Annotated in this window: 18 protein-coding genes and 1 pseudogene; 15 read left to right on the top strand and 4 right to left on the bottom strand. The window is 69.9% G+C overall.

Features of this window, described 5'->3' with window-relative positions; genetic code table 11:
- Positions 1-40 precede the first annotated feature (40 nt).
- The 8 genes from ACFE7H_RS12970 (at position 41) to ACFE7H_RS12935 (ending at position 8,676) form a co-directional block, all read left to right on the top strand.
- On the top strand, positions 41-1,162 hold the full coding sequence (locus ACFE7H_RS12970) for an iron-containing alcohol dehydrogenase (protein ID WP_375401656.1): 1,122 nt from the start codon (positions 41-43) through the stop codon (positions 1,160-1,162).
- The gene (locus ACFE7H_RS12965) at positions 1,159-2,088 is read left to right on the top strand and encodes an MBL fold metallo-hydrolase (protein ID WP_375401655.1); all 930 of its coding nucleotides are present in this window, start codon (positions 1,159-1,161) and stop codon (positions 2,086-2,088) included. Before ACFE7H_RS12970 ends, ACFE7H_RS12965 begins: the two co-directional genes overlap by 4 nt.
- Positions 2,085-2,801 (top strand): class II aldolase/adducin family protein, encoded by a 717-nt coding sequence (locus ACFE7H_RS12960; protein WP_375401654.1) that lies wholly within the window; start codon positions 2,085-2,087, stop codon positions 2,799-2,801. The genes ACFE7H_RS12965 and ACFE7H_RS12960 overlap by 4 nt, the downstream gene beginning before the upstream one ends.
- Entirely contained in the window at positions 2,798-4,270 is a 1,473-nt protein-coding gene (locus ACFE7H_RS12955; protein ID WP_375401653.1) for an aldehyde dehydrogenase family protein, read from the top strand. The genes ACFE7H_RS12960 and ACFE7H_RS12955 overlap by 4 nt, the downstream gene beginning before the upstream one ends.
- Before the next feature lie 55 nt (positions 4,271-4,325).
- On the top strand, positions 4,326-5,135 hold the full coding sequence (locus ACFE7H_RS12950) for an IclR family transcriptional regulator (protein WP_375401652.1): 810 nt from the start codon (positions 4,326-4,328) through the stop codon (positions 5,133-5,135).
- 111 nt (positions 5,136-5,246) lie between these two features.
- Positions 5,247-6,932 (top strand): FAD-dependent oxidoreductase, encoded by a 1,686-nt coding sequence (locus ACFE7H_RS12945; RefSeq protein ID WP_375401651.1) that lies wholly within the window; start codon positions 5,247-5,249, stop codon positions 6,930-6,932.
- A complete protein-coding gene (locus tag ACFE7H_RS12940) occupies positions 6,898-7,824 on the top strand; it encodes a VOC family protein (protein WP_375401650.1) in 927 nt (308 codons plus the stop codon). Before ACFE7H_RS12945 ends, ACFE7H_RS12940 begins: the two co-directional genes overlap by 35 nt.
- A 3-nt stretch (positions 7,825-7,827) precedes the next feature.
- Complete coding sequence (locus tag ACFE7H_RS12935) at positions 7,828-8,676, top strand: fumarylacetoacetate hydrolase family protein (protein WP_375401649.1); 849 nt, start codon at positions 7,828-7,830, stop codon at positions 8,674-8,676.
- Here the strand turns inward: ACFE7H_RS12935 and ACFE7H_RS12930 are convergent.
- The gene (locus ACFE7H_RS12930; protein ID WP_375401648.1) at positions 8,662-10,485 is read right to left on the bottom strand and encodes an AMP-dependent synthetase/ligase; all 1,824 of its coding nucleotides are present in this window, start codon (positions 10,483-10,485) and stop codon (positions 8,662-8,664) included. The genes ACFE7H_RS12935 and ACFE7H_RS12930 overlap by 15 nt on opposite strands.
- Before the next feature lie 129 nt (positions 10,486-10,614).
- Between ACFE7H_RS12930 and ACFE7H_RS12925 the strand changes: the two genes are divergently transcribed.
- Positions 10,615-11,316 (top strand): lysophospholipid acyltransferase family protein, encoded by a 702-nt coding sequence (locus ACFE7H_RS12925; RefSeq protein WP_375401647.1) that lies wholly within the window; start codon positions 10,615-10,617, stop codon positions 11,314-11,316.
- A gap of 167 nt (positions 11,317-11,483) precedes the next feature.
- Positions 11,484-12,815 (top strand): class II 3-deoxy-7-phosphoheptulonate synthase, encoded by a 1,332-nt coding sequence (locus tag ACFE7H_RS12920; RefSeq protein WP_375401675.1) that lies wholly within the window; start codon positions 11,484-11,486, stop codon positions 12,813-12,815.
- A 68-nt stretch (positions 12,816-12,883) separates the two neighbouring features.
- Here ACFE7H_RS12920 and ACFE7H_RS12915 read toward each other — a convergent pair.
- Positions 12,884-14,071, bottom strand: a pseudogene (locus tag ACFE7H_RS12915) (protein kinase); the annotation flags it as partial.
- 113 nt (positions 14,072-14,184) lie between these two features.
- A complete protein-coding gene (locus ACFE7H_RS12910) occupies positions 14,185-15,261 on the bottom strand; it encodes a LysM peptidoglycan-binding domain-containing protein (RefSeq protein ID WP_375401646.1) in 1,077 nt (358 codons plus the stop codon).
- A 148-nt stretch (positions 15,262-15,409) separates the two neighbouring features.
- Between ACFE7H_RS12910 and ACFE7H_RS12905 the strand changes: the two genes are divergently transcribed.
- Positions 15,410-15,751 (top strand): Rv2175c family DNA-binding protein, encoded by a 342-nt coding sequence (locus ACFE7H_RS12905; RefSeq protein ID WP_375401645.1) that lies wholly within the window; start codon positions 15,410-15,412, stop codon positions 15,749-15,751.
- A gap of 18 nt (positions 15,752-15,769) precedes the next feature.
- On the opposite strand, the gene ACFE7H_RS12900 is transcribed toward ACFE7H_RS12905, so the two are convergent.
- Positions 15,770-16,888, bottom strand: a complete 1,119-nt coding sequence (locus tag ACFE7H_RS12900) for a polyprenyl synthetase family protein (RefSeq protein WP_375401644.1) — start codon at positions 16,886-16,888, stop codon at positions 15,770-15,772.
- Positions 16,889-17,023: 135 nt separating this feature from the next.
- Between ACFE7H_RS12900 and ACFE7H_RS12895 the strand changes: the two genes are divergently transcribed.
- The 4 genes from ACFE7H_RS12895 to ACFE7H_RS12880 all read left to right on the top strand — a co-directional run bounded on the left by ACFE7H_RS12895 (position 17,024) and on the right by ACFE7H_RS12880 (position 19,705).
- A complete protein-coding gene (locus ACFE7H_RS12895) occupies positions 17,024-17,383 on the top strand; it encodes a DUF3040 domain-containing protein (protein WP_375401643.1) in 360 nt (119 codons plus the stop codon).
- Between the two features lie 272 nt (positions 17,384-17,655).
- Positions 17,656-18,087 carry a division/cell wall cluster transcriptional repressor MraZ gene (mraZ, locus tag ACFE7H_RS12890; protein WP_375401642.1) on the top strand — a complete coding sequence of 144 codons (432 nt, stop codon included), beginning with the start codon at positions 17,656-17,658 and terminating at the stop codon, positions 18,085-18,087.
- Positions 18,088-18,271: 184 nt separating this feature from the next.
- The gene (gene rsmH / locus ACFE7H_RS12885) at positions 18,272-19,225 is read left to right on the top strand and encodes a 16S rRNA (cytosine(1402)-N(4))-methyltransferase RsmH (protein WP_375401674.1); all 954 of its coding nucleotides are present in this window, start codon (positions 18,272-18,274) and stop codon (positions 19,223-19,225) included.
- Positions 19,226-19,264: 39 nt separating this feature from the next.
- Positions 19,265-19,705 carry a hypothetical protein gene (locus ACFE7H_RS12880; RefSeq protein WP_375401641.1) on the top strand — a complete coding sequence of 147 codons (441 nt, stop codon included), beginning with the start codon at positions 19,265-19,267 and terminating at the stop codon, positions 19,703-19,705.
- The last annotated feature ends 289 nt before the right edge of the window (positions 19,706-19,994 follow it).

Here is a 19,994-nt window from a genome sequence, read left to right as displayed (position 1 = left end):
GACCATGTCCTCTCGCATCGGCGAAGCAGAAAGGTTCACTGTGAACACGGAATTCGCGGTATCCACCCGAGTCGTCTCCGGCGTCGGCAGCCTCAGCGCACTGCCCGCCGAACTGGACCGGCTCGGCGCCGCCAGGATCGCGCTGGTCGCCGATCGTGGCATCGCCGAGGTGGGGCTGCTCGACCGCGTACGGCGTGACGTGCCGCGCTCGACGATCGCGACCACCGTGCTCGTGGACCCGGATCCCGACGTCCGGGCGGTGGAGATGTCTGCGGCCGAAGCGCGTCGAGCGGATGCGGACGTCGTCCTGGCAATCGGTGGCGGCAGCGCACTCGGAGCTGCGAAGGCGGTCGCCATCCGCATGACCAATCCCGGCCGCATCGATACATATGCAGGCGTGGGCAAGGTACCCGCCCCGCCGGCCCCGACCATCGCGGTGCCCACGACGGCGGGCAGCGGCAGTGAGGTGTCACAGGTGCTGGTGCTGCATGAAGCGGGTCGAGCAGATGAGCTGGTGGTCCGGTCGGCCGGATGCGAGCCTCGCGTCGCCGTGCTCGACGGCACGGTCCTGCGCGACCTGCCGTGGGCTCCGCTCGTCTTCGCCGCACTCGACGCACTGTCCCATTGCATCGAGTCCACCTGGGCCCGCCGCAGCTCGTTCTTCACCGAGGCGCTCGCCCACCACGCCGCCCAGGCGATCATCGACACCCTGCCGCTGGCAGTCGACGGCATCGCGTCCGGTCGGAACGCGTCCGGTGAGAACGACCCCGTGCTGCAGCGCCTGCTCGAGGCGAGCAGCGCGGCGAACATGGCGTGCGGCAACAGTGGCCTCGCCCTGGTCCACGCGCTCTCGACGGCACCCTCCGTGCACATCGCCCACGGGCTGCAGAACGGCATCCTGCTGCCGCACGTCGCCCGGTTCAACGAGCCGGTGACGTCGGATCGAACGCGCGAACTCGTCGACCAGATCTCCCACCTCTACGACGCGATCGGGTTCGCTCCCCACTTCGCCGCCGGAGCCGTCGGGACGGAGCAGGTGCAGGCCATGCTCGCCGCCAGTACCGGGCACCCGTTCCGCCTCAACAACCGAAGAGAACCGAGCGACGACGACGTGATCGAGATCCTGCTCGCCGCCGGTGCCCAGGTGGCGGTGGCCGCATGACCGGCCGTCCGTCCACCGACCTGCCCCAAGGCTTCACCCGCTTCGCGCATGGTTCGATGCGGTGCACCGTCGTCTCCGACGGCATCATCAAGCTCGGTGGGGCTCGTGAGAGCTTTCCCAACGCTGATCCCGCAGAGGTGGACGAACTGCTCGTCCGGCACTATCTCCCCACCGATGCGGTCTTCATGAATCAGAACGTGCTCGTCATCGACGTGGACGGCACACTCGTGATGTTCGACAGCGGGGTCGGCACGGACCCCGACCTCGGCGTCAAAGAGTTCGGCGACGAGACGGGTCTGACGATCCCGAATCTGAAGGCCGCCGGGATCGAACCGGCGCAGATCGACATCATCGCCTTGACGCACGCCCACCCCGATCACGCCTGGGGTCTCGTCGACGCGGCCGGTCGGCGCCTCTACCCCAACGCGAAAGTCGCTGTCGGGCGAGCCGACTACCACTACTGGACCGATCTGTCACGGGTCGCCGACGCACCGTCCGAGCATCAGAAGGACCAGATCATCGGTGCTCACAAGAATCTGACGGCCTACACCGACGATCTGATCCTGCTCGATGGCGGGGAGACCCTCGCGCCCGGCATCCGCGCCATCGCGACTCCGGGTCACACGCCGGGCCACATGGTCTACGAGATCACGAGCGACGACGAGACCATGATCTGCTGGGGCGACCTCTGCCACCACCAGGTCCTGCTGCTCGAACATCCCGAGTGGAACTTCATGTTCGACTACGACGGGGCGGCGGCGACGAGCGAACGGATCCGCATCTACGACTTCGTGGACTCCCACCGGTACGCCGTGTTCGGCTACCACTTCCCCTTCCCCGGCCTCGGGCACCTGCGGCGGGACCCCGGCGGATACACCTGGCTGCAAGCCAACCTGCCGCAGCGGTTGCCGGACCGGACCCGATGACAGGGCAGGAGGACCCTCGCGCCCTCATCGCGATCGCCTGCCGGGTGCTGAAGGCGAACGGGCACGACGACTACGTCTGGGGCCACGTGTCGATCCGGGACGCGGCCGGACGCGGCACATGGATGAAGTCGTCGGGGCTCGGGTTCGAGGAGGTGTCGGCCGACGACGTGATCCTCATCGACGACGAGGGTCAGATCGTCGAGGGCGATCGGCCGCGCCACGCGGAGTGGCCGATCCACACCGAGATCCTGGCGGCGAACCCGCACCTGAACGCCGTCGTCCACACTCATCCGCCGCATGCCATCGCGCTCGCGGCGGCCGGTCAGCCGTTGCTGCCGTTGTCGCATGCAGGCACGCTCTTCACGCCGCCGGAGGTTCCGCGGTTCGACCTCACCGCCAACCTCATCGTCGATCGTGGGCTTGGAGCGGCGCTCGCGGGCGTCCTCGGTGACCAGCGGGCCGCCTTCATGGTCAACCACGGCATCGTCACCGCCGGAGCGAGCCTCGAGGAGGCGGTCGTGCGCGCGGTCCTGCTCGAGAACGCCTGCCGTCAACAGCTGCTGGCGCTGCAGGCAGGAACCCCGATCACCGCACCGGACGCCCGCGCATCGCTTGCGAAGCGGGCCACCGTCTGGCCGCCCGGCCACCTGCAGTCGTTGTGGGACTACCTCGTGCGAACGCTGCCGACCACTGAACAAGGAGCATCACTATGACCGATACCGCGGTACGGACACCCGTCACGACGGCCCCGATGTGGATCGGTGGCCGGGAGGCGTTCGCGTCCGACGGGGCGACCATCGACGCCGTCAATCCGGCCACGGGTCAGGTCACGGCTCGGTTTCCGCATGCGACGGCCGCCGACGTGGACGCCGCCGTCACGGCTGGGAAGCGCGCGAGTGAGGAGTGGAAGCGCACCTCGCCGGAGGAGCGCAGCGCGGTACTGATCGCGCTCGCGGACGTCATCGCCGACCATGCCGCCGAACTCGCGCAGCTCGACGTGATCGACAACGGCAGCCCCATCCGCGAGATGCGGCGCGACGCCGGGATGGCCGTCGACTCGCTCCGCTACTACGCGGGTCTCACGCTGCAGCTCCGCGGCGAGACGATCCCCACTACCTACGGCCGTATCAACTACACGCTGCTGCAGCCGTTCGGGGTCGTCGCGCGCATCATCCCCTTCAATCACCCGTTCATGTTCGCGGCCTCGAAGATCGCCGCCCCGCTCGCCGCGGGCAACGCCGTCATCATCAAGCCGAGCGAGCACACCAGCCGATCCGCCCTGCGGCTCGGGGAGCTGGCCGCCGGCATCATCCCTGCGGGGTTGCTCAGCATCCTGACCGGCTACGGACACACGACCGGCGACGCGATCGTGCGGCATCCGGCGATCCGCCGGTTGGCGTTCATCGGCTCGGCGGACACCGGTCGCGCCATCCAGGCGGCCGCCGCCTCGGTCGCGGTCAAACACGTGACCCTCGAACTCGGCGGCAAGAATCCGCTCGTGGTCTTCCCCGATGCCGACATGGCCACGGCGGTGCAGGCGGCGCAACGAGGGATGAACTTCACCTGGCAGGGCCAATCGTGCGGATCGACGAGCAGACTGCTCGTCCATCGCGATATCTATCAGCCGTTCATCGAGGCGCTCGGGTCGAGTATCGACCACATGAGGTCGGGTTCTCCCGTCGACGAATCCACCGAGACGGGATCGATCGTGAACTCGCTGCAGTTCGAGAAGGTCCGCAAATACATCCAGATCGGCCAGGACGAGGGGGCGCGCCTCATCGCCGGGGGTATCACCCTTTCCGACGGCGAATTCGCACACGGCTATTTCGTGCGTCCCACGCTGTTCGCCGATGTCGACCCGGATTCACGGCTGGCTCAGGAGGAGATCTTCGGACCGGTGCTCGCGGCCATGCCGTTCGACGACTACGACGAGGCGCTGCGGATCGCCAACGGTGTCCGATACGGGCTCACCGCGAGCGTGTTCACGGAGAGCGTGCGCACGGCGCACAGGTTCGCACGTGATGTCGAGGCCGGCTACGTGTGGGTCAACGAGGTCTCCAAGCATGTGCACGGGACCGCGTTCGGCGGGGTCAAAGACAGCGGTATCGGCCGGGAGGAGGGCATCGAAGAACTCATCTCGTACACCCAGCCGAAGAACGTCCACCTCAATTTCGAGGAGTAGTGCAATGCCGGGTGAGACCCGGGTCGGTCGATCGTCCGGGGCTAGGCTCGGCACCGTGAGCGACACGGACGGCTCCGGAACTCCCATGCGGGTGAGTGCATACCGGGAACGGAATAGTACGGCGGATCGCGCGCTCGACATCCTCGGATTGTTCACCTCCGATCGGCTCAAGGTGTCCGCGATCGACGTCGCAGCCGAACTCGCCGTCGCCCGATCCACGGCCTACCGATATCTGCTGACGCTCGGTTCTGCGGGTTACCTCGAAGAGGACCCGACCGGCGGCTTTCGGCTGGGACTGAAAGTGTTCGAGCTCGCGCGCCTGGCGCGGTCGTCGTACGGCTTGTCCCAGGTCGCGCTCCCCACCCTGCGAGCGCTCGCCCACGAGACCAGCGAGACGACTCTGCTGACTCGGCGTTCCGGCTCGCGGGCCGTGTGCCTGGAGCGGGAGGAGCCGTCCGATCATCGAGTGCGGCTGTCCTACGAGCGGGGCAGCGCGCTCACCCTCAACGCCGGGGCATCGGCCTGGGTCCTGCTGGCGTGGGAGAACCCCGACACCGTGCGGGCGCTTCTGCGGGAGACCCCTCTTCCTCGCCTCACCGAGTCGACGCTCACCACCGAGGCTCAGATCGTGGAGCGCCTGGAATCGATCCGTGAACAGGGCTATTGCGTGACCCGAGGTGAGCTGGACCCCGACACGATCGGTATCGCAGCGCCGATCTGGGACGACCAGCATCGGGTGGTCGCGGGATTGAGCGTGGTGGCCGTCAAGCGGCGGGTCCCGGAGGAACGGGTGGACGGGTTGCTCGCGCAGGTTCGCGCCGCGTCGGCGACGGTGTCCGACCTCGTCGCCCTCACTTCGAACTGAGATCGCAGATGTCCTGCCTGGTAGGAACCATGTCCTTGCAATCAGGTCTAGGTCGATCTAGAGTCGACTAGAGGGCCGAACTCGGCGCCCTCGATCCGAGGAGCCGTCATCGTGGAGCTCAGCCCGACCTACGTCGATGCCGACGCCGACGTCCTTATCGTCGGTGCCGGTCCGGTCGGCATGACCGCGGCGCTGCTGCTGGCGCGGCGGGGGAGCAGCGTCATCGTGCTCGAACAGCACGGCGGGCCGAGTGCCGAGCCGAAGGCGATCAGCCTCGACGACGAGTCCCTGCGCACCTACCAGTCCGCGGGAGCCGTCGACCGTGTCCTCTCCATCGTGGTCCCCGGCACGGGTACCCGGTATTACGGTGCTGACGACGTCGAGCTGTTCCACGCCAGCGGGCCCGAGCCGTATCGGCTCGGGCATCCCTTCAAGAACCCGTTCGCCCAGCCGGACCTCGAGCAGGTGCTTCGGCGCCTGCTGCTCGATGAAGCGCTCGTCGACCTGCGGTACGGGTCCCGGGTCACCGGTGTGACGAATCGCGGTGACGCCGTCACGGTCGACGTGCGAAGTGCCGAGGGTGCGTCGACGGCCGTGCGCGGACGCTTCCTTATCGGGGCGGACGGCGGCCGGTCGAGTGTCCGCGAGGCGCTCGGTATCACCATGTCGGGCAGGAGCGATGAAGCCGCGTGGCTGGTCGTCGACACGCTCGAGGACTGGCACGACGAGCGGTACGGCATGCACCACGGCGACCCCGACCGACCGCACGTCATCGTGCCCGGGCTGAACGGGCGCTGCCGCTACGAGTTCCTGCTGCATCCGGGTGAAGGCGGAGCGGGGGACACCCCGCCACTCGACCTCATGCGACGACTGGTGGCCCCGTATCGCCCCCTCGACGCGGGGCAGATCGAGCGCGCGGTCATCTATCGATTCAATGCACTCAATACCGACGAGTGGTCGCGTGGGCGCGCGTTCCTCGTCGGTGACGCGGCCCACATGATGCCCCCCTTCGCCGGTCAGGGTCTCAACTCCGGAATCCGCGATGTCGCGAACCTCACTTGGAAACTCGCGGCGGTCTGCGCGGGGCACCTCGCGATCGACTGGCTCGTCAGCTACGAGACCGAGCGCCGAGACCACGTGGCCGCGACCATCAGGCTCTCCGAGAACCTCGGCCGATTCGTCATGACGACCTCCCGCGAACTGGCGGAACGGCGCGATCGGGTCATCCGGTGCGCACTCGAGACCCCCGACGGCCGCCGGTACTTCGAGCAGATGCAGTACCGTCCCCGAGTCCGGGCGACGGACGGCCTGGTCGTTCCGAATGGCTCCGACGTCGTCGGCACGACGATCGCCCAACCGCGCGTGTTCGACACGCGCACCCACAAGCCGCGGATGCTGGACGACGTGATCGGCGACGGCTGGGCCGTCATCGGCGTCGGTGTATCCCGCGACGGCTGGAACGACGCATCGGCCGTTGTGAACCCGACCCGTGCCATCCGCCTGCACGTCCCCGTCGGCGACCACCTGCCGAGCACGCTGGGCGGTGCGATCGTGCTGCTGGATCTGGACGGTGGGCTCAACCGCGAGTTCCAGGAGCGGGCGGGCACGTTCCTGCTTGTCCGGCCCGATCGGATGATCGCCGCCGAGTGGCCGGCCGGCCGGTCCGCCGAGGTCGCGACGACCGTGGCGGGGTGGTTCGACCAGGCGGAGATCACCGGGCCGGGTCGACGAACGAACAGGTCCGATCGAGAAGGGGACGTCAATGCCATCACCGCATACAGTGCTGCAGCAAAATGAGACCGCGGGTGCCCTGCGGCACACCGCCGTGTCCCATGTGGGCCTTCGGGTTCCGAACGTGGCCGACACCGCCGACTTCTACGCTCGCGTCCTCGGCCTCGTCGTACACGACGAGCTCGAGGGCGGCCGGCTCCGGCTCGGCTGGGGGACCGGCCACCACGTCCTCGAGTTGATCCCCGGCGAGCGGGCCCTCGACCATTACGCGTTCGAGGTGCGCGACGAGGGGGGACTGGCCGGGATCCGAGAGCGCCTCACCGCCGCCGGTCACGACGTGCGTCCGGTCGACCCCGTGGACATCGATTCCGCGATCGGCACGATCGAGGCGATCAGTGTCGTCGACCCGGACGGCCTCACCGTGCGGTTCCACTCGCGCGTCTGGCGTCAGGGGGAGGGGGCCGGCGATTCCGGCCGCAGGCCGGTCAAATACCAGCACATCACCATCGGGACGTCGGACGTCGCGCCGATGGTGCGCTTCTTCACCGACATCGTCGGATTCCGCATCTCCGACCAGTTGAGCGACGGGCGCTTCGCCTGGCTGCGCAGCGACAAGGACCACCACACCCTCGCGTTCGTCAATGTCGGGTCGAGCGGCAACCTCGACCATTATTCCTACGACCTGGCGGAGTGGGAGGACTTCAAACTGTGGTGCGACCGCCTCACCGAGCAGGACGTCCTGGTGCAGTGGGGCCCCGGCCGTCACGGTCCGGGGAACAACCTGTTCATCTTCTTCGACGACCCGGCGGGCAACCACATCGAACTGTCCGCCGAGATGGAGAAGTTCTACGACGACCGCGTCACCTACGTCCCGCGGCGATGGGACCCCCGCCCGAACACGGTGAATCTCTGGGGCGGGCAGCTGCCGAACTGGCGTCGCGTCAGCCAGGGGAGCTGACCGATGCGATACGCGAGTTACGAGTCCGACGGGATCCGCGGTGTCGCCGAGGTCGTCGACGACCTACTCGTTCCGCTCGACGGAGTCGCAGAGATCGATCGTTCGATCTCGGGTCGAGGTCTCGCCGACGCCGAACGGAAGTCGGCCGAGGCCCTCCCGCTGGCTTCCGTCACCCTGCTTCCCGTCGTACCGAATCCGTCGAAGATCTTCTGCGTCGGACTCAACTACCTGGAGCACGTGCAGGAGACCCGCCGGGAGCTGCCGACCTACCCCGTGCTGTTCCCCAAGTTCGCGTCGAGCCTCATCGGCGCCGGCGACCCGATCGTGCTGCCGCCGGAGTCGGACCAGGTCGACTACGAGGGCGAACTCGCGGTGATCATCGGCACCGCCGGACGCCGCATCGACCGGGGGCGCGCGCTCGATCACGTGCTCGGCTACGCGGTCGCCAACGACGTCACCATGCGCGACTACCAGTACAAGACCCACCAGTGGTTGCAGGGCAAGGCCTGGGACGACTCGACACCGGTCGGGCCGTTCCTCGTGACGCCCGACGAGGTCGACCTCACACGAGCCCGTATCCGCACCATCTTGAACGGCGCGGTGGTGCAGGACTCCGACCTCTCGAAGCTCATCTTCCCGATCGAGCAGCTGATCTCGCTCATCTCGGAGTTCACGGCGCTGAACCCCGGCGACATCATCCTGACCGGAACGCCGGGGGGCGTCGGCTTCCGGCGAGACCCGCAGGTCTTCCTGCACGACGGCGATGTCGTCGTCGTCGACATCGAGGGGGTCGGCGCGCTGACCTCGAACGTCGCAGGGGGGCCGGCGAAGTCGAGGTCAGTGCGCGGCTGATGCCTCGCGGTGCGCCTTCGCGTCGGTGTAGAGGCGATCGACGGCGTCGGTGCGCTGGGCGAGGATCACCGCGCGCTTGATGCTGAGCTTGGGCGTCAGCTCGCCGTTCGCCTCCGTGAAGTCGTCCGGCAGCACCTGGAAGGCGCGGATCGACTCCGCCCTCGACACCTTCGTGTTCGCGGCGTCGACCGCCCGCTGCAGCTCGTCGCGCACCGCGGGCAGCTGCGCCGCGCGCTCCGGTGCGAGGGTCGCGTCCTCGCCGTGGTTCTTCAACCAGCTACCCAGCATGTCGGTGTCCAGCGTGATCAGTGCGCCGATGAACGGTCGCCCCTCGCCGACCACGACCACCTGACTGACGATGGGGTTGGCGCGGATCGGGTCCTCCAGCTCCGCCGGAGCGACGTTCTTGCCGCCCGCGGTGACGATGATCTCCTTCTTGCGGCCGGTGATCGTCAGGTAGCCGTCCTCGTCCAGGCGGCCGAGGTCGCCGGTGCGGAACCAGCCGTCGACGAACGCCTCGGCCGTCGCCCGATCGTTGTGCCGGTATCGCGCGAACACGTTGACGCCGCGGGTCTCCACCTCGCCGTCATCGGCAACGCGCACCGAGACGCCCGGCAGCACGGGGCCGACCGTGCCGATCTTGTTCTTCGACGGGCGGTTCACCGACACCGGCGCGGTGGTCTCGGTCAGGCCGTAGCCCTCGAGGATCGTGACGCCGAGCGCGCGGTAGAAGTGACCGAGGCGGTGGCCGAGCGGTGCGGATCCGGATACCGCCCAGCGCACCCGGCCGCCGAGCGCGCGCCGAAGGGTGCGGAACACGAGCAGCTCGGCGACGGCCTGTCGCGCCTTCAGCGTCACCGGCACGTGTCCGGAATCGCTCGCCTCGGAGTAGGCGACGCCGGTTTCGGCCGCCCAGCGGAAGATCGCGCCCTTGCCGCCGGACTCCGCCTTCTGCTCGGCGGAGTTGTAGACCTTCTCGAACACGCGGGGGACCGCCAGCAGGAACGTCGGGCGAAAGCTGGCGAGTGCCGGCAGCAGCCGGCTCGTGTCGCTCTGGTGTCCCACCCGCACGCCGCCGTGCACGGCGAGCACCGCGATGAAGCGGGCGAAGACGTGCGCCGCGGTGATGAACAGCAGCGTGGAGGCCTCGGGGTGCACCACCTCGGGGATGGCGAGCGCCGCGTTCTTCGCCAGCTGCACGAAGTTGGCGTGGGTCAGCTCGCAGCCCTTCGGCCGGCCCGTCGTGCCCGCCGTGTAGATGATGGTGGCGGTGTCGTCGGCGCGCGCCAGATGGCGCCGCCGCTCGATCTCGGCGTCCGGCACCTCCGCCCCGCGGACGACCAGCTTGTCCAGGTCGCCGAGGTCGATCTGCCAGACCTCGCGCAGCGCCGGCAGGTCGGGCCGCACCTCGTCCACCCGGGTGAAGTGCTCCGGTGTCTCCACGATCGCGGCGCACACGTCGGCGTCGGAGAGGATCCACGACACCTGGTCCGGTGAGCTCGTCTCGTACACCGGCACCACGGCGGCGCCCGCATACCAGGCGGCGAAGTCGATGAGCGTCCACTCGTACCGGGTCGCCGACAGCAGGCCGATGCGGGTGCCGGGTTCGATGCCGGCGGCGACGAAGCCCTTCGCCAGGGCGACCACGGCGCGCTCGAACTCGGCGGCGGTCAGGTCGCGCCAGCCGTCCCCCTGCGGCAGCGCGAACAGGGCCGTGTCCGGAGTCGCCCGCGCCCGGTCGGCGAGCAGGTCCGCCACGCTGGCCGCGGGATCCGCCGGGACCAGGGAGGGAGCCACGAATTCCTGCACAGCGGCTCCTTTGCGTCGCGGGTTCGACTCGGATTCTACGTCCCGGGCCCGTTTTTCCGGCCGCGATGCCGTCGATAGACTCGTCGGTGACGCGAGGTGACGCGGCCGGTGGGCGAGGTTCGAGGACAGATGCTGTACTGGCTGATCAAGACCGCAGCGGTCGCGCCGTACCTGAACAACTCGTGGAGGCCGTGGTCCACGGGGCTTCAGAATGTGCCGAAGACCGGCCCCGCCATCCTGGCCAGCAATCACCTGTCGGTGATCGACTCCATCTTCCTGCCGCTGGTGGTCGACCGGCGGGTGTCGTTCCTCGCCAAGAGCGAGTACTTCACCAAGCGCGGCTTCGTCGGCTTCGTCATGCGTCATCTGCTGCGCTCGCTCGGCCAGCTCTCCATCGACCGATCCGGCGGCAAGGCGTCGGAGGCATCGCTCGACACGGGGCTCGGCGTGCTGCGGGCGGATGGCCTGCTCGGCATCTATCCCGAGGGCACCCGCAGCCCCACCGGCAAGCTGTACCGGGGCCGCACCGGCGTCGCCCGCATGGTCCTGGAGGGACGCGCGCCCGTGGTGCCCGTCGCGATGATCGACACCGACAAGGCCATGCCGATCGGCAAACGCATCCCGCGCGTCCGCCGGATTGGCGTCGTGTTCGGCGAGCCGTTAGATTTCTCACGCTTCACCGGCCTGGAATCCGACCGCTTCATTCTGCGGTCGATCACCGACGAGATCATGGTCGAGATCGCCCGGCTCTCCGGCCAGGAGTATGTGGACGTGTACGCGACCAGCGTGAAGCAGCAGGTGGGCAGGCAGCCGCAGCAGACGGCCGCCTGACTCCCGACCGCGCGACCTCATCGACGAACAATCGACGACAACAGGCCGAATCGACACCAGGCCCGCCACGAACGCGTGTGCGAACGCGTCCCGAACGACAGGATTCCGTGCTCCGAAGAGCCCTCGACGATCAGCTCATCGAACCGAACGTCACCGCTGCGCCGGACGTGATCGCCGGGCTCGACCACTGGCGAACCATGTCGGTGCTGCAGCAGCCCGTGTGGCCGGATCCCGCGGTCACCGACCAGGTGGCGGCCGAGATCGCGACGCTCCCGCCTCTGGTCTTCGCCGGCGAGATCGACCAGTTGCGCACCCGCCTGGCCACCGCGGCCGCCGGGCGGGCGTTCGTGCTGCAGGGCGGCGACTGCGCCGAGACCTTCGCCGGCGCGACTGCCGACGCCATCCGCGCTCGAATCAAGACCGTGCTGCAGATGGCCGTCGTCCTGACGTACGGCGCCTCGATGCCGGTGGTCAAGATGGGCCGCATGGCGGGGCAGTTCGCCAAGCCGCGCTCCAGCGAGACGGAGTCGCGGGGAACGACCAGCCTGCCCGCCTACCGCGGCGACATGGTCAACGGCTACGACTACACGCCCGCCTCTCGAGTGCCCGATCCGCGCCGCCTGCTGCAGGGGTATCACACCTCCGCCTCCACCCTGAATCTGGTGCGCGCCTTCACCCAGGGCGGATTCGCCGACCTGCGCCAGGTGCACAGCTGGAACCGCGGCTTCGCCGCGAACCCTGCGAACCAGCGCTACGAGGGCCTGGCGGGCGAGATCGACCGCGCGATCCGCTTCATGGAGGCGGCCGGGGCCGACTTCGACGAGCTGACCCGCGTCGAGTTCTACACGGCGCACGAGGGCCTGCTGATGGACTACGAGCGCGCCATGACGCGCATCGACTCCCGCAACGGCACGCCGGTCGACACCTCCGCGCACTTCGTGTGGATCGGCGAGCGCACCCGACAACTGGGTGGCGCGCACGTCGACTTCTTCTCCCGCATCCGCAACCCGATCGGCCTCAAGGTGGGCCCGGGCATGACGCCGGACGAACTCGAGCGGCTGATCGACGTGCTCGACCCGCAGCGCGAGCCCGGACGGCTGACTCTGATCACCCGCATGGGCGCCGGGCGCATCGCCGACGCGCTACCGCCGCTGCTTGCGTCGGTCGGCTCCTTCGGGTCCACGCCGCTCTGGATCTGCGACCCCATGCACGGCAACGGCCTGACCACCCCCACCGGGTACAAGACGCGACGCTTCGACGACGTGGTCGGCGAGGTTCGGGGGTTCTTCACCGCGCACCGTGACGCCGGCACCCACCCGGGCGGCATCCACATCGAACTGACCGGCGACGATGTCACCGAGTGCCTGGGCGGCAGCGAGCACATCGACGAGGCCACCCTGGCCACCCGGTACGAGTCGCTCTGCGATCCCCGGCTGAACCACTCGCAATCGCTCGAGCTGGCCTTCCTGGTCGCCGAGGAATTGAGCGCCCGCGCCTGAACCGGCGGTCAGCGTGCGGCGACCGCGCCGCTCACGGTGGTCGAGCCGGTCGTGGCGTGGGCCGCGCCGCCCGGGCCGGGCCCGAACCACCAGCCGGTCCCGCCGGCGGCTGCGGCGAGGACCAGCACGATCACGGCCGCCCACGCACCGCGCCGCCGGGCTCGAGCGGTCGCCGTCACCAGCTTGATCGTGCTCGGCAGGGGGGCGTCGCCGCTCGGCGTCAGCTCCTCACGCCACGCCTGCTCTCGCGACCGCTCCCGCGATCGCGCCCGGGTCCGCTCCGGCGTCGGCTCCGCTGCCCGGTCAGGCTCACGCGCCAGCAGCCGCGTGGCCGTCCCCCGGCCGGCAGGGCCGGTGGGCGCACCCCCCGCTCCCGGATCGGGGATGGCGGCGTGGGCGACCGGCAGCACCGCGGTGCGCTCCTGGCCGTGCTCGTCGTGGATCAGATGCTCGGTCTCGAACAGCTGGTCGAGCATCGCCCGGGCGTCGCGCGGGCGATCCTCGGGGTCGCGCGATGTGGCCCACAGCACCAGGTCGTCGAGCGCCGGCGGCACGTCGGGATTCTTCAGCGACGGAGAGGGTACGGAGTCGTTGGCGTGCTGGTAGGCGATCTGCACCGGCTGCTCGCCCCGGAACGGCTGCTCGCCGACGAGCATCTCGTACATCATGATGCCGACGGCGTAGATGTCGCTGCGGGTGTCGGCGATGCCGCGGGTGACGAGCTCGGGGGAGAGGTAGGCGATCGTGCCGAGCAGCGCCTGGCCGGTGCCGGTGTGGGTCGACGCGGCGCGCGCCAGCCCGAAGTCGGCGATCTTGATTCGGCCGTCGTCGGCCAGCAGCACGTTCTCGGGCTTCAGATCACGGTGGATGATCCCGGCCTTGTGCGCGGCGACGAGTCCTGAGAGCACCGCCTCCACGATGTCCATCGTCTGATCGGCGGTGAGCCGGCCGTACTCGCCGAGCAGGTCGCGCAGGGTGATGCCCTGCAGATACTCCATGACCAGGTAGGCCAGGGAGTCGTCCTGCCCCTGGTCGAAGACGTTGACCACGTTCGGATGCGCCAGGCGAGCGGCGCTCCGCGCCTCCTGGATGAACCGCTCGCGGAAGCTCTCGTCGTCGGCCAGGTGCGCGTGCATGATCTTGACCGCCACGCGACGATCGAGACGCAGATCGGTGGCGACGTACACGGTGGCCATGCCGCCGCGGGCGACCCGCGCCCGCACCTGGTACCGACCGTCAAGCAGCCGGCCGACCAGCGGGTCGGAGGGCGGCGCAGACACGCGCGCAGTCTAGGTGCGGCGCCGTCCGCCGCCCGGGTGCCGGGCCGCGCTCGACTCCACGCGGCAGCGGGGATCGACCACGTGAGCCGTCACTGCGCGCGGTCGAGCTCGATGAGCCAGGCCCGGGCGCAGCGCTCCCAGCGGGCGTAGTCCTCCACCGCGCCACCCTGCACGGCCGAGGCGGCCTCGGGAACGCTCATCAGCTGCCAGCCGGGCACGTCCAGCAGGCCCCGCACGGCGTGCCGCAGCGGGCTGGCGGGACCGCCGAAGAACGCCTGCGCGGCCAGGGAGGGGTCGGCCACGTCGCGGGGGCCGGCGAGCCCCTGCCGTGCACGGCGTCCGAAGAGGCCTCCCGTCGCCTGGTCGGCGTCCTCGATCGCGGCGGTGAGGGCGATCACCAGCCCGTCGTCGGCCACGCCGGCGGTGCGGCCGGCCCCGACGATGGTCCGCACGTTCGCGCGCAGCTCGTCGGTCAACGGCAGCACCGGGCCGGTCGCCGCGCGCTGCACAGTCGGAATGATCAGGCGGCGGCCGGGCATGAGCGCCGCGCCGCGGGACAGGCCGTTCGCCAGCAGGATCGCGGCCGGGGCGACCCCGTACACGGCCGCGACGTTCTGCACGGTGTCGCCCACCATCACCACGTGGTGCGGGGCCTCGGCGGCCGGCGCGGGCGCCGGCGACTGCTTGGAGCGGGCGGCACGCACGAACAGGGTGGTGCCGGCCTCGATCGGGGTGCGCCAGCTGAGCCCGTTCAGGGCGAGCAGCGAGGCGGTGGAGAGGCCGAAGCGGGCGGCGATGTCGGCGACGGACTCGCCGGCGACGAGCACGATCGGGATCGCTCCGGTGGGCAGCGACGGACGAGACGCCCGCCCGGCTGCGGTGCCGGCGCGCGGCGGCGTGCTCGCGGGCCCAGCCTGGGCGGGAACGTCGGGCGCGGCAACGTTCTGCGCCGGAGTTCCCTGCGCCGGCTGGGCTCGACGCGGTGTCGAGTGCGGGTGGTGAGCCTCAGCCGGCGGGGTGGCGGACCGCGCGAAGAACGAGCCGACGAGCTGCGCCGGAGTGGCACGCAGCAGGCGCCGCACCGGTGGTCGCGGCGCCAGGTGGCGCCCCCGCACCACCGGCGCCGCGACCGGTGCAGAACCGCCTTCGGTCAGCATCGAACTCATCGCGGATCCTTCTCTCGCCGTCTCCCCCCGGAGGGCGTGAGAGGACTGTGACACGCAAGCAGACCTAAGTCAACGAACGTGGCCGGTGTGACACGGGTTTACTTGCTTGAAACATTTGCGGCGCGGCGTCGCGTGGCATCCTGAGGGCGTGGGAGAGCCGGCTGCACGCGCCTGGTTGACCGTGCCCGATGTCGCTGAGCGGTTGTCCACGTCTCCGACCCGGGTGCGCCGGCTGCTCGAGGAACGCCAGCTGCTCGCCGTGCGCCACGACGGCGTGCTGATGATCCCCGCGGTGTTCCTGACCCCCGACGGCCCGCTGCCGGAGCTGCGGGGGACCGCCATCCTGCTGGGCGACTCGGGCTTCACCGACGACGGCGCCGTCGAGTGGCTGCTGAACACCGACGACAGCCTGGATGCCGCGCCCATCGACGCCCTGCTCGCCGGCCGCAAGGCAGAAGTACGGCGTGTCGCCCAGGCTCTGGCGATCTGAGCGCCGCTGGTTCGAGGCTCAGGCCGTGCGGACCGTCACGGAGTCGGCCAGGCGGGAGAGTTCGCTGCGCGCGTCGTCGGTGAGCGGCGCGTCCTGCAGGGCGTCGAGCGCACGCTCCACGTTCGCGGCGATCATGCGCTCCACCTCGTCGATCGCGCCGGAGGCCCGGATCGTCTCCTGCAGGGTGGCGATCTGCCCCGGCTCCAACTCGGGGTCGCCCAGCAGTTCGTCGACCGTCCGGCGCGACGAGTCGGGCAGCGCGCGGCGGGCCAGCGCGATCAGTACCGTGCGCTTGCCCTCCTTCAGGTCGTCGCCCGCCGGCTTGCCGGTGACGTCGCTGTCGCCGAAGACGCCGAGCAGGTCGTCGCGCAGCTGGAAGGCGATGCCGAGCGGCAGACCGAACTCCCGCAGCGCCGCGACCTGCGCCATGCTGCCCCCGCCCAGGCTCGCTCCGATCGTCAGGGGCGCCTCGATCGAGTACTTCGCCGATTTGTAGACGATGACCCGCTCGGCGGCCTGCAGTGAGAGCGCGTCCGGCACCTGCGGCCAGTCGGCCTCGGCGACGATGTCGAGGTACTGGCCCAGGGTCACGTCGGTGCGCATGCGGTTGAACTCGCCTCGGGCCGCCCGTGCGTTGTCGGCGTCCGGCAGCAGGTCGACGGCCTGCGCGAACAGCTCGTCGCTCCAGGTCAGCAGCAGGTCGCCCAGCAGGATCGCGGACGAGCGCCCGAACCGGGCGGCATCGCCGACCCAGTTGCGGTCGCGGTGCTCGGTCTCGAACAACCGGTGCGCGGCGGGCATGCCACGACGGGTGTCGGAGTCGTCGATCAGGTCGTCGTGGATCAACGCGGCCGCGTGGAAGAGCTCCAGCGAACTGGCCGCGGCGACCACCGCCGGCAGGTCGCGGCGGCCGGAGAGTGAGCCGATCGGATCGATCTCGTCCCAGGCCTGCACGGCCTGCCAGCCCCAGTAGCAGAACAGCGCCCGGTACCGCTTGCCGAATCTCAGAAAGTCCCTGGAAAACCGCTCGAACGACGCGGTGTCATCCGCGATCGCGGCGAGAATCGGAGCGCGGCCGTCAAGGAATCCGTCGATCTGCACCTGCACGAGATCGACGAGCCTGGCGCTCTGCGTCATGGGTCCTAGCCTAGCCGCGGGGCGCCTGGCTACACTCAGGGCACCCGGTGCACGGCATTGATCGGGCGAACACGACGGCCTACGACTGCCAGAATCAGTGCTCAGCAGAAGCGGTCACGGATAAGAAGGAACAGGATGCCACTTTCGGAGCAGGAGCAGCGACTTCTCGACGAGATGGAGCGCAGTCTCTACCACGGTGACCCCGACTTCGTGGCGTCCGTGGGGCGTGTCCGCGCCGGCGTCAACTACACCTCGCTCGTCGGTGGCATCGTGCTCGCCGTCGCGGGTGTCGCAGCTCTCGTCGCCGGGGTGATCCTGCAGTTCTGGCCCGTCGGCGTGCTCGGCTTCATTGCGATGTTCGCCGGTGTGCTGATCGCCGCCGGTACCTCCGGGCCCCGCGGCCTGCGCGCCGCCGGCCGGTCCACGGGTCCTCGCCGCCGCGGCCGCACCATGGACCGTCTCGCTGAGCGCTGGGAGCGCCGCCGCGAGAATTGAGGCCCCGCGGCCTCCGCCCACCCCGATCCATTCGACCCGTCCGGCAGCTGCCGGACGGGTCGTTCTGTTGTATCCGGCGTATCTGCCTGCCCCGCGCCCGTCCGCTTGCCCGCCTGCCCGTACCCCCCGTTCTCGGGGGAGGGAGACGGGCTTCTGCGTACCCTCCGAGGTTCCGGTGGTGGAGCAGAGTGGAGTAGCGTGGAGGAACAGACCAGCACCGCGATCGGGGCCAGCAAGGCCATGGCCGGCGTCGCGACAGGGGGTGGAGTGCCGTGTTCCTCGGCACGTTCACGCCCAAGCTCGACGAGAAAGGGCGCATTATCCTGCCTGCCAAGTTCGCGGACGACCTCGCCGACGGCGTGGTGCTCACCCGCGGACAGGAGCGGTGCATCTACGTCTTCACCGAGGCGGACTTCGGCACGCTGCACGACACCATGCGGCAGGCCCCGGTCACGAGCCGCGAAGCCCGCGACTTCATGCGCGTGTTCCTCTCCGGAGCACACGCGGAGACGCCCGACCGGCAGCGCCGCGTCACCGTGCCGCAGACCCTCCGCACCTATGCGGGGCTCGACCGCGACCTGATCGTCGTGGGCGTCGGCACGCGGCTGGAGATCTGGGACGCACCCGCCTGGAACGACTACCTGGCCAGCAAGGAGAGCGCGTTCGCCGACATCACGGACGAGGTGGTCCCCGGCCTGTTCTGATCCTGGCGAGCTTTCTCACCCCCACCGCCCATCCGCCCGGCCCGCGCCGCCCGACTCCCAGCCGTATCCCGTCCCTGACACACTTCCCCGGTGCCAGGTCCGGGAGCACGGATGGGGATCAGACGGCACGGCAGGGTGGGTGAGGCGGGTTCGCGCGAGCGAGAACGGGTCGGTGAACGGCAGGATCGGACCCGTGGCACAGCATGTCCCGGTCCTGCTCGAGCGCTCCGTCGAACTGCTCGCGCCTGCGATCGGCGAACCCGGCGCCGTAGTCGTCGACGCGACGGTCGGGCTGGGCGGCCACAGTGAAGCGCTGCTGCGGCGTTTCTCCGGCCTGCACCTGATCGGCCTGGACCGCGATCCCGATGCCCTGCGGGCCGCCGAGCAGCGGCTGGCGCCCTTCGCCGCACGCATCGACCTGGTGCACACCGTCTACGACGACATTTCGGCCGTGCTCGTCGACCTCGGCATCGAGCAGGTGCAGGGCGTGCTGTTCGACCTCGGCGTCTCATCCATGCAGCTGGACACGGACGGGCGCGGCTTCAGCTACGCCCGCGACGCCCCCCTCGACATGCGGATGGACCCCACCCGCGGCCGCACCGCCGAAGACGTGGTCAACGAGGCCTCGGCGGCCGACCTGGCACGCATCTTCCGTCTCTACGGTGAGGAGCGGCTGGCGGCCCGCTACGCCGACCACATCGTCGCCGCGCGGGAGCGGCAGCGGATCGTTCGCTCCGGTGAGCTCGTCGCGGTGCTCGACGCCGCGACTCCGGCCGCGTTGAAGCACTCCGGGCACCCCGCCAAACGGGTGTTCCAAGCCCTGCGGATCGAGGTGAACGGCGAGCTCGACGCACTCGTCCGGGCCATGCCGGCGGCGCTCGACGCCCTGGCGGTGACGGGGCGCATCGTCGTGCTCTCCTACCACTCGCTGGAGGACCGCATCGTCAAGCGGGCGATCGCGCCGCGGACGGTCTCGACCGCGCCGCGGGGCCTGCCGATCGAGCCGCCCGAGGACGCGCCGACGTTCCGCATGCTGACTCGCGGCGCGCCGACCGCGGACGCGGCCGAAGTGGGCCAGAATCCGAGGGCCGCCTCCGTGCGGCTGAGGGCGGCGGTGCGCGTTCGGGGGAACGCCTGAGCACTGTCGGTCTCGTCACAAACAGTTGGGGGACTGTTGATGAGTACCACGTTTGCGATCGACCCTGCCCGCAGGCCGTCGATGCCGGCGCCGCTGGCGCGTCCGGAGCTGGAGGTCGTCGCCGCACCGCGGGTGCGCCGCGGCCGGCCGCGGGTCGTCCTTGCCTCGGCGCTCGTGACGGGTGTCGGCTGCGTGATGGCCGCGCAGCTGCTGCTGAGCATCGGCACCGACGCGGAGGCGTTCACAGCACACCGTCTGCAGGCTGCATCCACGTCGCTGGTGCGGCAGCAGCAGGTGCAGACCGAGGCGATCGAGGCGCTGGGGGCTCCGCAGCGGCTGGCCGCTGCCGCGGACGCCCTCGGCATGGTGCCGTCGGTCAGCCCCGCCTACCTGCGCGTCAGGGACGGCCGCGTGCTCGGTGCGGCGGAACCCGCAACCCGGGCCGCGCGGTCGCCGCTCGGCCACCTCACCGGCCACTGAGGCTGCCCGTCTGCTCCGTTGCCGCGTGCTCGGTGCCGCCGTGCTCGCGACCCGGGCCGGTCGGACAGCTGAGCAGCACCCGCCTAACGGTTGACTTCTTGATTGGAACATGTGTTCTACTTCTAGTGTCGAAGTGTGGTATCGTATAGAACATGACAGAGCCGGCGGAGACGGGTGAGCCGTCCGACGACGGGTCGGGTGACCCCACTCCAACGCTGCCGGATTTCGCGGCTCTGGATGCGCGTGAGGCGTTGTTCACGTCGGCGTTGGAGCAGGCGGATCGGGTGGT

This window comes from uncultured Amnibacterium sp., from assembly GCF_964250715.1.
Lineage (GTDB): Bacteria > Actinomycetota > Actinomycetes > Actinomycetales > Microbacteriaceae > Amnibacterium.
Note: the sequence above shows the minus strand (reverse complement) of the source record. Positions and strands in the feature narration are given on the sequence as shown.